Source organism: Pseudomonas sp. MD195_PC81_125, assembly GCF_014060985.1.
Lineage (GTDB): Bacteria > Pseudomonadota > Gammaproteobacteria > Pseudomonadales > Pseudomonadaceae > Aquipseudomonas > Aquipseudomonas parakoreensis.
The window spans coordinates 1-12,590 of sequence record NZ_JABULD010000535.1; the positions used below are offsets into that span (position 1 = coordinate 1).

Annotated in this window: 13 protein-coding genes and 1 pseudogene; 10 read left to right on the forward strand and 4 right to left on the reverse strand. The window is 61.7% G+C overall.

All coding sequences use genetic code 11. The features are described 5' to 3' along the window. Positions 1-142: 142 nt before the first annotated feature. Together HT737_RS21235 and HT737_RS21240 are read left to right on the forward strand one after the other, a co-directional pair. Positions 143-1,048, forward strand: a complete 906-nt coding sequence (locus tag HT737_RS21235) for an alpha/beta hydrolase (protein WP_182403945.1) — start codon at positions 143-145, stop codon at positions 1,046-1,048. Continuing rightward, a pseudogene (locus HT737_RS21240) lies at positions 1,045-1,375 on the forward strand (hypothetical protein). The gene HT737_RS21235 and the pseudogene HT737_RS21240 overlap by 4 nt, the downstream one beginning before the upstream one ends. Before the next feature lie 141 nt (positions 1,376-1,516). Here the strand turns inward: HT737_RS21240 and HT737_RS21245 are convergent. The 3 genes from HT737_RS21245 to HT737_RS21255 form a co-directional block, all read right to left on the reverse strand. Next, positions 1,517-2,305 carry an OmpA family protein gene (locus tag HT737_RS21245; protein WP_182403946.1) on the reverse strand — a complete coding sequence of 263 codons (789 nt, stop codon included), beginning with the start codon at positions 2,303-2,305 and terminating at the stop codon, positions 1,517-1,519. Between the two features lie 56 nt (positions 2,306-2,361). Next, complete coding sequence (locus HT737_RS21250) at positions 2,362-2,766, reverse strand: DUF4398 domain-containing protein (RefSeq protein ID WP_007964219.1); 405 nt, start codon at positions 2,764-2,766, stop codon at positions 2,362-2,364. Positions 2,767-3,132: 366 nt separating this feature from the next. Beyond that, a complete protein-coding gene (locus tag HT737_RS21255; protein WP_003222064.1) occupies positions 3,133-3,477 on the reverse strand; it encodes a hypothetical protein in 345 nt (114 codons plus the stop codon). 210 nt (positions 3,478-3,687) lie between these two features. Here HT737_RS21255 and ppc point away from each other — a divergent pair, with 210 nt between their 5' ends. The 7 genes from ppc to HT737_RS21290 all read left to right on the forward strand — a co-directional run bounded on the left by ppc (position 3,688) and on the right by HT737_RS21290 (position 11,043). Further along, positions 3,688-6,318 (forward strand): phosphoenolpyruvate carboxylase, encoded by a 2,631-nt coding sequence (ppc, locus tag HT737_RS21260; RefSeq protein ID WP_182403947.1) that lies wholly within the window; start codon positions 3,688-3,690, stop codon positions 6,316-6,318. A gap of 290 nt (positions 6,319-6,608) precedes the next feature. Beyond that, entirely contained in the window at positions 6,609-7,256 is a 648-nt protein-coding gene (gene adk, locus HT737_RS21265) for an adenylate kinase (protein ID WP_025112233.1), read from the forward strand. Positions 7,257-7,349: 93 nt separating this feature from the next. After that, positions 7,350-8,024 (forward strand): tRNA (adenosine(37)-N6)-threonylcarbamoyltransferase complex dimerization subunit type 1 TsaB, encoded by a 675-nt coding sequence (tsaB, locus tag HT737_RS21270; protein ID WP_182403948.1) that lies wholly within the window; start codon positions 7,350-7,352, stop codon positions 8,022-8,024. Positions 8,025-8,309: 285 nt separating this feature from the next. Beyond that, positions 8,310-8,618: a hypothetical protein gene (locus tag HT737_RS21275; RefSeq protein ID WP_182403949.1), complete on the forward strand. Its 309-nt coding sequence runs from the start codon at positions 8,310-8,312 to the stop codon at positions 8,616-8,618. Continuing rightward, complete coding sequence (locus HT737_RS21280; RefSeq protein WP_047292812.1) at positions 8,618-9,478, forward strand: DUF72 domain-containing protein; 861 nt, start codon at positions 8,618-8,620, stop codon at positions 9,476-9,478. Before HT737_RS21275 ends, HT737_RS21280 begins: the two co-directional genes overlap by 1 nt. A 33-nt stretch (positions 9,479-9,511) precedes the next feature. Next, positions 9,512-10,348, forward strand: coding sequence for an oxaloacetate decarboxylase (locus HT737_RS21285; protein ID WP_182403950.1), 837 nt, complete (start codon positions 9,512-9,514; stop codon positions 10,346-10,348). A 2-nt stretch (positions 10,349-10,350) separates the two neighbouring features. Continuing rightward, complete coding sequence (locus HT737_RS21290) at positions 10,351-11,043, forward strand: extensin family protein (RefSeq protein WP_182403951.1); 693 nt, start codon at positions 10,351-10,353, stop codon at positions 11,041-11,043. Between the two features lie 4 nt (positions 11,044-11,047). Here the strand turns inward: HT737_RS21290 and HT737_RS21295 are convergent, their stop codons facing one another. Further along, on the reverse strand, positions 11,048-11,668 hold the full coding sequence (locus HT737_RS21295) for an energy transducer TonB (protein WP_182403952.1): 621 nt from the start codon (positions 11,666-11,668) through the stop codon (positions 11,048-11,050). Between the two features lie 95 nt (positions 11,669-11,763). On the opposite strand from HT737_RS21295, the gene HT737_RS21300 reads away from it, so the two are divergent. After that, positions 11,764-12,546: a class I SAM-dependent methyltransferase gene (locus tag HT737_RS21300; protein WP_220459458.1), complete on the forward strand. Its 783-nt coding sequence runs from the start codon at positions 11,764-11,766 to the stop codon at positions 12,544-12,546. The last annotated feature ends 44 nt before the right edge of the window (positions 12,547-12,590 follow it).

The following is a 12,590-nucleotide window of genomic DNA, read 5'->3' on the forward strand; positions in this document are numbered from 1 at the left end:
GAGCTGGCTTGCCAGCGATTGCAGTCTGACAGTCAATATTGATGTTGGCTGACCCACCGCTATCGCTGGCAAGCCAGCTCCCACAGGGTTATTTGTTGACACAATTATTGTTTTCAACCCGAATCCTGCGAGGTTTCACCGGATGAGAATCCTCGGCATCCTTTGCCTGCTCCTGACCCTCGGCGGTTGCAGTTCGCTGTTGTTTTACCCCGAACCGGGCCAGATCTTCACCCCGGAAAAAGCCAGGCTCGAATACCGCACCGTCACACTGGTCACGGCCGACGGCCTCAAGCTCAACGCCTGGTGGCTGCCGGCCAAGCCCGGTGTCGAGGTCAAAGGCACAGTCCTGCACCTGCACGGCAACGGCGGCAATCTGCCGATGCACCTGGGTGGCAGTTGGTGGTTGCCGAAAAACGGCTATCAGGTGCTGCTGGTGGACTATCGCGGGTATGGCTTGTCCGAGGGCGAGCCGAGTCTGCCGGCGATCTATCAGGACATCGACGCCGCGTTCGCCTGGCTGGATCAGGCGCCAGAGGTCAAAGGCAAGCCGCTGATCCTCCTCGGCCAGAGCCTCGGCGGCTCAATGGCCGTGCATTGGCTGGTGCAGCACCCCGAGCGGCAGAAACAGCTGAAAGCCTTCGTGCTCGACGGTGTACCCGCCAGTTACCGCAGCGTCGGTCAGTACGCCCTCAGCACGTCGTGGCTGACCTGGCCGTTTCAAGTGCCGTTGTCGTGGCTGGTGCCGGACGGCGACAGCGCGATCAACTCGATGCCGCAGCTTAACGGCGTGCCGAAACTGATCTTTCACAGCATCGACGACCCACTGGTGCCAATGTCCAACGCCATCCGCCTGTATCAGGCAGCGCCGCCACCACGGGTGTTGCAGTTGACCCGCGGCGGCCACGTACAGACCTTCGGCGACCCGGTCTGGCGCCAAGTGATGCTGCGTTATCTGGAAGATCCCGAGCACTTCAACGGCCTGCGCCGCCTCGGCGAGATCCCCAATTATCCGCAACCCCCGAATTCTGAAGATGAGAGTCCGCAATGACTGAAGAACGTAACGCCATCCCGCTGATCATCACCGGTATCTGCAGCATCCTCGGCACCGTTGGGGCGCTGTGGTATTACGGCTACCTGCACTTCGCCAAACCCGAGGATGCGCTGCTGCTCAACGAATTCACCATGCTCAAGACCGTGCCGGGCGAAGACTACAAAGTCTCGCTGGACCCGGCGCCGCAGGTGGCGCAGTGCATCGACGGCGTGCTGGTGCTGTTCGACACCGAGCAGAAAGGCCTGACCGGGGTGCTGATCAATGCGCAGAAAAAAAGCCGTGCGCTGCATGGGCCAGGAAACCCCGCAGAAACTCGAGCCATAAAAGCAAAAAGATCGCAGCCTTCGGCAGCTCCTGCATTGGAACACGATCCCTGTAGGAGCTGCCGAAGGCTGCAATCTTTTTGATCTTGAAAAAAGCCCCGCCTGATCACTCAGGCGGGGCTTTTGCGTTAGCGCGTGTTGCTTAGTTCGAGCTGACCGCCGAACGTGGCATCACTGGCTGGTTGTCGTTGGAAATGGTCACTTCCACACGACGGTTCATCGCACGACCGGAAACGCTGCCGTTGTCGGCAACCGGGTATTCCTTGCCATAACCCTGAACCACGATACGCGAAGGATCTACGCCCATCTTGATCAGCGCGACTTGAACCGAAGTCGCGCGACGCTCGGACAGCGACTGGTTGTACGAAGCCGAGCCGGTGCTGTCGGTGTAACCCTCGACGATCACTTTACGATCCGGATTTTCCTGGAGGAACTGCGCCAGTTTGTTGATGTTCACCAGACCGCTGGACTTCAGATCAGCCTTGTTGGTGGCGAACAGCACGTCACCGAAAGTCACCAGCGTACCGCGATCGGTCTGCTTGGCGTTCAGGCTCTGCTGCAGTTGTTTGATCTGCTGATCGCGAGCGTCCAGGCGGGCCTGGGCACGTTGCGCGGCAGCGTTCTTCAGGTTGCTTTCAGCGGTGCGCAGGGCAATGGTCTGCTTGGCCACTTCCACGCGCTGGTTGGTCAGGTAGGCCAGTTGGTCAACCTTGGCCGCGTCTTCCTTGTCCAGGTAAGCCTTGTCGGCCTTGTCCAGGTAGTCGCTGGCGTCTTTGGTTTCCAGGGCCGCGACTTTGCTTGCCTGTGGGTTGGCCTGCAGGCCGGCGTAGTTGGTACGCGCCTGTTCCAGGTTCGGGTTAGGCGGGGTGGAGCAGGCAGCCAGGGCAACGCTTGCGGCCAGAAGAGCGGGGATCATCAGTTGCTTACGCATAATTTGTCGTCCTTTCTATCGATAAAAGTTTCAGCTTTGCGATTCGGGATGCGCGCTTACTGCACGGTGCGCTGACTTTCCTGACGCAGTTCCTGAACACCTTTCTGGGAATCCTTCACAGCCTGTTCGGCCTTGGCAGCCTGAGCCTTGCGTTCTGCTACGCGAGCGTCCCATTCGGCTTGCTCGGCGAGGGTGCGAGCCTGTTCATACTTCTTGTCGTGCATGGCGATTTCGGCTTGCTTGAGCTTGTCCTGCGCCTGCTTCATTTCCACAGCAGCGAACTCGGTACCACCGGCGCTGACCGCACTGTTGACCGCCGATTGGGTCACGGCGTACTGCTCGGTTGGCGGGTTACCGGCGCAACCGGCCAGTACGAAGCTGGTACCGATGGCCAGAGCAGCCAGTTTCAGACCGCGCAGGTGGGAGAACGAGGTTTGGGTCTTCATGGTCTTCAACTCCATTGTTTAACTCCTGATAAAACCGAAAATCCATCCTGGTCGAGGAGCCGCAAGCGTCGTGTAAAAGCGCGTTTTTGAAACGCTCGTTCCAGGCGTGGTTACAGCTTCCGACCGAAGGCGTTTTTCAAAAGTTCAGAAAAGATGGCCTATCGCCAAAAGTTTTTTTGACCAAGTCGACAAGGCTCTAAACCGGGAACTTTGGAGGCGGGGAGAGGTACGCGCGGGGAAAAAATCGTGCAGAAGCGGAGAAGGATACGATCCCTGTGGGAGCTGGCTTGCCAGCGATGAGGCCATCAAATTCAACACTGATGTGACTGAACTGACGCCATCGCGGGCAAGCCCGCTCCCACAGGTTTTTGTGTTGTCTGATCAGTGTTTTTGCTTGCCGGCAGCGGCGGACAAATCCTGCAAATGCCGGCGTGAAAGCGCCAGAAACCGTGGCGTCGGCCCGACGTCCTCATACAGCGGATCACCTTCTTCATCCGTCGCCACCACCGTCGAACCTTTCACATACGGCAGGCTCGCCTCGAACTCTTCGAGCGCGGCGCCGATCAGTTCGCCGAGCAGTTCTTCCGGATGACGTTTGGGGTACATCTCGGCAATCGCCGCCAGTCGCGCAGCGGCCTCGACGTCCAGATGAATCGTGTAGCCAGTGTCGGTCAGGCGACCCTTGGCGTTTTCTTCCCAATGCTGGGCGAGTTCACGGATTTTCATGATGACCTCATGTCGTACCTGCTCATGGCAGGATCGGGTGAGTGTCCGGCGCGGCCGGCAAGCCGTTGTGCGGCTTACTGTTGAGACTAGCTTCAAGCCGCAAGGTTTAAAGTCCCTTCGTCGTCTGCTTGTAAGAAGCGCCGTAGAGCGGCACTCTCTGGGCAAAGCATTCGTTTCTGAGCCGTCCCGATTACCGCTGGAGAACTGCTGATGACCGATATTGATGCACGCTTGCGCGAGGACGTTCACCTGTTGGGTGAGCTGTTAGGCAATACCATCCGCGACCAGTACGGCGAGGAATTTCTCGACAAGATCGAGCAGATCCGCAAGGGCGCCAAGGCCGACCGGCGTGGCTCGATGGACGCCGAACTCAGCGCCAGCCTCAATCAGTTGAGCGAAGACGAACTGCTGCCGGTGGCGCGGGCGTTCAACCAGTTTCTCAACCTGGCGAACATCGCCGAGCAGTATCAGCTGATTCATCGCCGCGAAGAGTCGCAGCCTGCGCCGTTCGAGTCCCGCGTACTGCCGGAACTGCTCGCTCGCCTGCGCAACGAAGGCCACAGCGCCGAATCCCTGGCCCTGCAACTGGCGCGCCTGGAAATCGAACTGGTGCTGACTGCGCACCCGACCGAAGTGGCGCGGCGCACGCTGATCCAGAAGTACGACGCGATCGCCGCGCAACTGGCCGCGCAGGATCACCGCGACCTGACCAGTGCCGAGCGCGAACAGATCCAGAACACCCTGCAACGGTTGATCGCCGAAGCCTGGCACACCGAAGAAATCCGCCGCACTCGGCCGACCCCGGTCGATGAAGCCAAGTGGGGTTTTGCGGTCATCGAACACTCGCTGTGGCAGGCGATCCCCAACCATATGCGCAAGGCCGACAAGGCGCTTTATGAAGCGACGGGCCTGCGTTTGCCGCTGGAAGCGGCGCCGATCCGCTTTGCTTCATGGATGGGCGGCGACCGTGACGGCAACCCGAATGTCACAGCAGCGGTTACCCGCGAAGTGCTGTTGCTGGCGCGCTGGATGGCTGCCGACCTGTACCTGCGCGATGTCGATCATCTGGCTGCGGAGCTGTCGATGCAGCAGGCCAGTGATGCGCTCAAGGCCAAGGCCGGTGACAGCGTCGAACCTTACCGTGCGGTGCTCAAGCAATTGCGCGAACGCCTGCGTGCCACGCGCAATTGGGCGCATGCCTCGCTCACCGCCAGCACACCGGCGCCGGCCGACGTGTTGCACAACAACCGCGATCTGCTCGATCCGCTGGAACTGTGTTTCAACTCCCTGCACGAATGCGGCATGGGCGTGATTGCCGACGGGCCGTTGCTCGATTGCCTGCGCCGGGCGGTGACCTTCGGCCTGTTTCTGGTGCGCCTCGATGTACGTCAGGATTCGACGCGGCACAGTTCGGCAATGACCGAAATCACCGATTACCTTGGCCTCGGTCGCTACGAAGACTGGGACGAAGAACAGCGCATCAGCTTCCTCACTCGCGAATTGAGCAATCGCCGGCCACTGCTGCCGGCGCATTTCAAACCGTCCGCCGACACGGCGGAAGTGCTCGCCACCTGCAAGGAAATCGCCGCCGCACCGGCCGCGTCCTTGGGTTCCTACGTGATCTCGATGGCGGGCGCCGCCTCCGACGTGCTGGCAGTGCAGTTGCTGCTCAAAGAGTCCGGCGTGTTGCGGCCGATGCGCGTGGTGCCGCTGTTCGAAACCCTCGCCGACCTCGACAACGCCGGGCCGGTGATGGAGCGTCTGTTGCTGTTGCCGGGCTACCGCGCAAGGCTGCAAGGCCCGCAGGAAGTGATGATCGGTTACTCCGACTCGGCCAAGGATGCGGGCACCACCGCCGCCGCCTGGGCGCAATACCGCGCGCAGGAGCGGCTGGTGGAGATCTGCCGCGAGCAGCAAGTCGAACTGCTGTTGTTCCACGGTCGCGGTGGCACCGTGGGCCGCGGCGGCGGACCGGCGCACGCGGCGATTCTGTCGCAGCCGCCGGGGTCGGTGGCGGGGCGCTTCCGCACCACCGAGCAGGGCGAAATGATTCGATTCAAATTCGGCTTGCCGGACATCGCCGAGCAGAACCTCAACCTGTATCTGGCCGCGGTGCTCGAAGCGACGCTGTTGCCACCACCACCGCCGACGCCGGAATGGCGGCACCTGATGGATGAACTGGCCGCCGACGGCGTCGCCGCGTACCGCGCCGTGGTGCGGGAGAATCCGCAGTTCGTCGAGTATTTCCGCCAGTCGACACCGGAGCAGGAGCTGGGACGCTTGCCCCTCGGCAGCCGTCCGGCCAAGCGCCGTGCGGGTGGGATCGAGAGCCTGCGGGCGATTCCGTGGATCTTCGGCTGGACCCAGACTCGTCTGATGCTGCCGGCCTGGCTCGGCTGGGAAACTGCATTGAGCAAGGCGCTGGAGCGCGGCGAGGGCGAACTGCTTGGGCAGATGCGTGAACGGTGGCCGTTCTTCCGCACCCGTATCGACATGCTGGAAATGGTCCTGGCCAAAGCCGACGCCGACATCGCGCTGTCGTACGACCAGCGTCTGGTCGAGCCGGACTTGCTGCCGTTGGGCGCACAGTTACGCGACCTATTGTCGCAGGCGTGCACGGTGGTGCTCGGCCTGACCGGTCAGTCGCAACTGCTGGCACATAGCCCAGACACCTTGGAATTCATCCGTTTGCGCAACACTTACCTCGACCCGCTTCATCTATTGCAGGCCGAGCTGCTGGCTCGTTCGCGGCAGCAGAATGTCGAGCAGGGCAGCCCGGTGGAGCAGGCGCTGCTGGTGTCTGTGGCGGGGATTGCCGCCGGATTGCGCAATACCGGCTAAGGTTTTTGCGGTGCTATCAGGCACCCGGTGCACAGGCCGGGTGCCGCTTTGTACACAGGCAGAAAGTGCGGGCAGGCGACAGTTAATGATGGGGTTGCGACTTGGGTTACCGCGTCGCAAGGTCGCGGCGGGCGCCGGTTTCTCCGACTTTTGGCGTCTTGTGTGGGCGCAGCCTGCTGTGTATCTTGATCAGCCTTTGGCCGTTTGTGCGGCCACGACCCGTTTTTTTGAGATTGGCCCAAAGAGGCGAATCCCGTTGTTTTCTATATAAAAAATTGAGGAGCACATCGATGCGCGTCATTCTGCTGGGAGCTCCCGGGGCCGGTAAAGGTACTCAGGCTAAGTTCATCACCGAGAAATTCGGCATTCCGCAAATCTCCACCGGCGACATGCTGCGTGCTGCGGTCAAGGCCGGCACTCCGCTGGGCGTTCAAGCCAAGAGCATCATGGATGCCGGCGGCCTGGTGTCGGATGACCTGATCATCGCGCTGGTGCAGGATCGCATCGCTCAACCCGACTGCGTCAATGGCTTCCTGTTCGACGGCTTCCCGCGCACCATTCCGCAAGCCGAAGCCCTGGTGACTGCCGGTGTCGAACTGGACGCCGTGGTTGAAATCGCTGTTGAAGACGAAGAAATCGTTCAGCGTATCGCCGGTCGTCGCGTTCACGAGGCCAGCGGCCGCGTTTACCACATCGTCTACAACCCGCCGAAAGTGGCTGGCAAAGACGACGTTACCGGCGACGATCTGGTGCAGCGCAAGGACGACACCGAAGAAACCGTGCGTCATCGCCTGTCGGTCTACCATTCGCAGACCAAGCCGCTGGTGGATTTCTACCAGAAGCTCTCCGCTGCCAACGGCAAGCCGAAGTACAGCCACATCCCGGGCGTTGGCTCGGTTGAAGCGATCACCGCCAAGGTGCTCGAAGCGCTTAGCTGAAAAAGCCGATCCGCTGCATCATCCACGGCCCGCTTGCGGGCCGTAGTTGTTTATACTGACGCTCTTTTTCTCCCACCTGTTTTGGAAACATCGATGAGCACCTTGCTGGCCCTGGACACCGCGACCGAAGCTTGCTCCGTTGCCTTGCTGCATGACGGCAAGGTCACGAGCCATTACGAGGTGATCCCGCGTCTGCACGCGCAGAAGCTGCTGCCGATGATCCAGCAACTGCTGGCCGACGCCGGCACCACGTTGCAAGCGGTGGACGCCATTGCCTTCGGTCGTGGGCCGGGGGCGTTTACCGGTGTGCGGATCGCCATTGGTGTGGTGCAAGGTCTGGCCTTTGCGCTGGATCGCCCGGTGCTGCCGGTGTCGAACCTGGCGGTGCTGGCACAGCGTGCGTATCGCGAACACGGTGTGAGCCAGGTCGCGGCGGCCATCGATGCGCGTATGGATGAAGTGTATTGGGGCTGCTACCGCGAGACCGCCGGCGAGATGCGTCTGGTGGGTGCCGAAGCGGTGCTGCCACCGGAAGCCGCGGCGCTGCCGGCCGATGCCAGCGGCGAGTGGTTCGGTGCGGGCACCGGTTGGGGCTATGGCGAGCGGATCGCAGTCAGCCTGAGCGGCTCGAATGCCAGCATGCTGCCTCACGCCGAAGACCTGCTGACCCTGGCGCGATTTGCCTGGGCGCGCGGCGAGTCGATCCCGGCCGATGATGCGCAACCGGTTTACCTGCGCGACAAAGTCGCTACTCCAAAGGCTCGCTGAGTCCTGACTTCTAGCGGGGTAGCTTCTGTGGTGAGGGGATTTATCCCCGATCGGCTGCGAAGCAGTCGCCGATTTTGGCGCCGCTTCGCGACCCATCGGGGATGAATCCCCTCACCACATAAGGCTCTCCACAATCCCACTGCTTATTCCAAATTCTGCCAATCGTCAGTTTCCAACCCCGCGCTTTAAACCTTTTACGCTTTATGTGTTCTAGTTATCACTCGGCGGTTTGCTAAGTCGGTCAAGTGCCGCTAAATTGCCATCATCGATACCGAGCATGAAATTATGCGTATAGACGGCCTTTCCTCTCAGTCCTACCCCATCAAGCGCAAGCCTCGCAGAGGCAATGTGGCGCTGGATGAGTCCGTCGACGATATCGATGGCGAGCTGGAATTCCCGACTGAAGAGCAACTGGCCGCCCGCGCTGCCAAAGCCTCCGCACAACGTCTGGCCAATCTGCCTGCCCGTCAGCAAGACATGATTTATCACCGCGCCATGAGCAAAAGCGTAGCGATGGCCCTGGCCAGCTACCTGAGCACCGCCGGTTTTGTCGATTGGGATGCGGATGTGCTGGGCCTCGACCTGTACATCTGATGGATCTGCCTTACTACCTCGGTTGTCCGTCCTGGAGCGAAAACGCCTGGCGCGAGTATCTGTACCCCGAAGACGCCAAGACTTCCGACTTCCTCAGTCTCTATGCTCAAGTGTTCAATGCCGTCGAAGGCAACACGACCTTCTACGCCAGCCCGTCGCCGGCCACCGTGCAGCGTTGGGCCGAGACCATGCCCGAACATTTTCGCTTCACCGCCAAGTTTCCCGGCGACATCAGCCACAGCGGTGACCTGCGTGATCAGCTGACCGCCGCCGAAACCTTCGTGAATCTTCTCAGCCCGCTCGGCGAACGGGTTTCGCCGCTGTGGCTGCAACTGTCGAAAAGCTTCACCCCGCATCGATTGCCCGAGCTGACGGCGTTCATCGACGCGCTGGACCGGCCACTGGCAGTGGAAGTCCGTCACGAACAGTTTTTCGCCAAGGGCGAGAGCGAGCGCCTGCTCAATCGTCTGCTGCTTGAGCGTGGCGTGGAGCGCATCTGCCTCGATCCGCGGGCGCTGTTCAGTTGCCTGTCGACCGAGTCTTCGGTGATCCACGCGCAATCGAAAAAGCCTCGGGTGCCGACCCGTCCGGCGGCGTTTACCCAATCTCCGCAGGTACGTTTCATTGGCCATCCGGAGCTGGAAGCCAACGATCCGTTTCTCGTGCCGTGGGTGGCGAAAATCGCCGAGTGGATTGAAGAGGGCCGCACGCCGTACATCTTCCTGCACACTGCCGACAACGTGATGGCGGCGAAGCTGGCGCAACGTTTTCACGCACAATTGATGCAACGTTTGCCTGGCCTGCCGTCCCTGCCTGAGCTATACAGAGAACCCGCCGCCGAGCAACTCGGCTTGCTCTGAAGGCGGATTTTTCCCCTGCCCAGGAGCCTGCCGATGAACGCCCACGCCCTTCAAGAACAAGCCCGCAAAGCCCAGGCCTTCAAGACCCTGCATGAAGGTGCGGGGATTTTCGTCATCCCCAACCCGTGGGATGCCGGCTCGGCGAAAATGCTCGCCAGTCTGGGCTATAAGGCGTTGGCGACCACCAGTGCCGGTTATGCGTTTTCCCAAGGCAAGGCCGATGGCGCCCTGAGTCTCGATGAGACCTTGGCCAATGTCCGGGCAATTGTCGCGGCCACCGATCTGCCGGTGGCGGTGGACCTGGAAAACGGTTTCGCCGATGACCCGGCCGAGTGTGCGAAAAGCTTGCTGCGTGCCGCCGAGGCGGGCGCGGTGGGCGGTTCGATCGAGGACGCCACGGGCCGTGCCGACGCGCCGATCTACTGCTTCGAACACGCTGTGGCGCGCATCGAAGCCGCCGTCGCCGCAGTGCGCACGCTGCCATTTCCCTTCACCCTGACCGCCCGTGCGGAAAACTACTTGCACGGCAATCCCGATCTCGACGATACCATCCGCCGCCTGCAGGCCTTTGCCGCAGCGGGCGCCGACGTGCTGTACGCGCCGGGTTTGCGCAGCGCCGAAGAAGTGCTGGCGGTGGTGCGCGCGGTGGCACCAAAACCGGTCAACGTGCTGATGTCCGGCGGTTTGAAACTGACCGTGCAGGCGCTGGAAGAAATGGGTGTGCGCAGGATCAGCACCGGTTCGGCGCTGGCTTTGGCAGCGTTCGGCGAGTTTTACCGCGCGGCTGAAGAGATCCAGCAGCACGGCACCTTCGGCTTCACTGCGCAATCGATGCCGTACGCTCAGGCCAATCAGTTCTTCAAAGGCTGAGCATGGGCCGCTGGATCGCGCTGTCGGTACTGTTGATGATTGCTGGCGCCGTGGTCAGCGTCTGGCGCGGCTGGGTCGACGTGCCGGCCGAGTGGAACCCGTGGGCGCCGCTGGACGTGAAGGCCGCGCCGAACTGGCTGACCGGTTTCAAGCTGATGCGCCTGCGCAATAACCCCGAGTTATGCGCACACGTTCTGAGCCACTCGGGTCTGCGCGTCACCGCGCAAGCCGACAGTCCCGACGCCAAGTGCCCGCTGATTGGCGCCGTGCGCGTGCAGGGCGGCGAGGTGGCGCTGAGCAGCAGCTTCCTCGCCAGTTGTCCGTTGGCGGTGGCTTACGCGATGTTTGAACGACATACCCTGCAACCTGCCGCGCAAGCGCTTTACGGCCAGTCTGTGGCGCGTATCGATCACCTCGGCAGCTTTGCCTGCCGCAATGTCTACAACCGCGAGAGCGGGGCGCTCAGTCGCCACGCCAGTGCCGATGCGCTGGACATCAGCGGTTTTCGGCTGGCGGATGGGCGCAGCGTCAGTGTGCTCAAAGACTGGCCGAAGCAAAATCAGGACGCGCAGTTTCTGCGCCAGGTGCGCGATGGCGCCTGTGAGGCGTTCAGTGTGGTGTTGAGTCCGGATTACAACGCCGCCCATCGCAATCACTTTCATGTCGATGTCGGGCGTTGGAGCGTGTGTCGCTGAGGGATCAGGCGGCGAGGCGCAGGTTCTGCAGGATGATCGGGCGCGCCCAGCCGTTATCGAAGTCGAGCGCTTTCTGCTGCTCGACGATTTCTTCCGGCGGGAACGGCGGATAAGGTTTTTGCAGCAGGTCGAGATCGAACTCGGCAATCGGCAGGTACAGCGGCTTCTTCTGCGGCGCCGGACCCGGCTCTGGCACAGGCTGACCGTTGGTGATCACGATCGGGCGAACCCAGCTGCTGTCGAAGTCTTGCTGCTCCTGCTGAGCCTTGAGTTCTTCTGGCGGGAACGGTGGGAACGGCTTGTCCAGCAGATCGGTTTCGAACTCGGCGATCGGCAGGAACAGCGGCTCCGGCGGACGCACTTCGGTCTCGACCACATCGCACTGACGCTGCTCGACGATGTGCGCGTGCAGCTCGCTGCCAAGCGTCGGTTCTTCCGGGCTGTTCAGGTCAACCGGCGGGAATGTGCCGCAGGCTGGCACCACATCACTCGTCTGTTCGGCCAGGGCCTGGGCAAAGAAATCCTGCCACAGGTGACTGACGCCGCCCAATGCTTGAGTGTTATGACGGCTGAAGTCGCCCTTGGGCGAAATGTAGCCAATCGATGTGGGAAGAATGCTTGACATTTTTTTTCGGTTGACGCTCAGCTCTGGCAAAATGCGCGTTGATTGGTTTATCGGCCACTTTTTGCCGATCCTTAACTTTTTTTGAGCGTGTTTTCATGATTGAGCAACCCGCGGCCTGCCGCATCCATGTCCAGGCCCTCGGCCCGACGTTTGAAGCGCAAGCCGAGCAATGGGCGGAGCGCCTGGGCCTGCCGCTGCAGGTGGACGACGGCGAGTTCGCCTTGCAGGTCGGCGAGCAGGGTTTGCAGCTGCAGCAGCTCGGCCCGGATGCGCCGGGACCGGTGCGGGTGGACTTTGTCGAGGGGGGCGCGGCGCACCGGCGTCTGTACGGCGGCGGCAGCGGGCAGATGATCGCCAAGGCGGTCGGCATCGCTCAAGGCGTGCGCCCACGGGTGCTGGACGCCACGGCGGGGCTGGGCAAGGACGCGTTCGTGCTGGCCAGTCTGGGCTGCGAGATGAGCCTGATCGAGCGCCAGCCGCTGATCGGGGCGTTGCTGGAGGATGGTCTGGCGCGGGCGGCGGAAGATTTCGACGTGGCGCCGATTGTCGCGCGGATGAAGCTGCTCAAGGGCAACTCCATCGAAGTGATGCGCAATTGGCAAGGCGAGCCGCCGCAGGTGATCTACCTCGACCCGATGTTTCCGCACCGCGAGAAAACCGCGTTGGTGAAGAAAGAGATGCGCCTGTTCCGGCCGCTGGTCGGTGATGATCCGGATGCGCCGGCGTTGCTCGAAGCGGCGCTGGCCCTGGCGACACATAGGGTGGTGGTCAAGCGCCCGCGCAAGGCGCCGTGCATCGAGGGGCCGAAGCCGAGCCATGCGCTGGATGGCAAATCCAGTCGGTATGACATCTACCCGAAGAAAGCGTTAAAACCCTGAGACCGAGTTGCGCCCATTCGCGAGCAAGCTCGCTCCCACATTTG

Excerpts from the sequence above, each read along its gene's own strand:
- HT737_RS21290 (WP_182403951.1), top strand. The coding sequence starts at position 10,351 with ATGGGCCGCTGGATCGCGCTGTCGGTACTGTTGATGATTGCTGGCGCC.
- HT737_RS21250 (WP_007964219.1), bottom strand. The coding sequence starts at position 2,766 with ATGGAGTTGAAGACCATGAAGACCCAAACCTCGTTCTCCCACCTGCGC.
- HT737_RS21300 (WP_220459458.1), top strand. The coding sequence starts at position 11,764 with ATGATTGAGCAACCCGCGGCCTGCCGCATCCATGTCCAGGCCCTCGGC.
- ppc (WP_182403947.1), top strand. The coding sequence starts at position 3,688 with ATGACCGATATTGATGCACGCTTGCGCGAGGACGTTCACCTGTTGGGT.
- HT737_RS21235 (WP_182403945.1), top strand. The coding sequence starts at position 143 with ATGAGAATCCTCGGCATCCTTTGCCTGCTCCTGACCCTCGGCGGTTGC.
- HT737_RS21275 (WP_182403949.1), top strand. The coding sequence starts at position 8,310 with ATGCGTATAGACGGCCTTTCCTCTCAGTCCTACCCCATCAAGCGCAAG.
- HT737_RS21255 (WP_003222064.1), bottom strand. The coding sequence starts at position 3,477 with ATGAAAATCCGTGAACTCGCCCAGCATTGGGAAGAAAACGCCAAGGGT.
- adk (WP_025112233.1), top strand. The coding sequence starts at position 6,609 with ATGCGCGTCATTCTGCTGGGAGCTCCCGGGGCCGGTAAAGGTACTCAG.
- HT737_RS21245 (WP_182403946.1), bottom strand. The coding sequence starts at position 2,305 with ATGCGTAAGCAACTGATGATCCCCGCTCTTCTGGCCGCAAGCGTTGCC.
- tsaB (WP_182403948.1), top strand. The coding sequence starts at position 7,350 with ATGAGCACCTTGCTGGCCCTGGACACCGCGACCGAAGCTTGCTCCGTT.
- HT737_RS21295 (WP_182403952.1), bottom strand. The coding sequence starts at position 11,668 with ATGTCAAGCATTCTTCCCACATCGATTGGCTACATTTCGCCCAAGGGC.
- HT737_RS21285 (WP_182403950.1), top strand. The coding sequence starts at position 9,512 with ATGAACGCCCACGCCCTTCAAGAACAAGCCCGCAAAGCCCAGGCCTTC.
- HT737_RS21280 (WP_047292812.1), top strand. The coding sequence starts at position 8,618 with ATGGATCTGCCTTACTACCTCGGTTGTCCGTCCTGGAGCGAAAACGCC.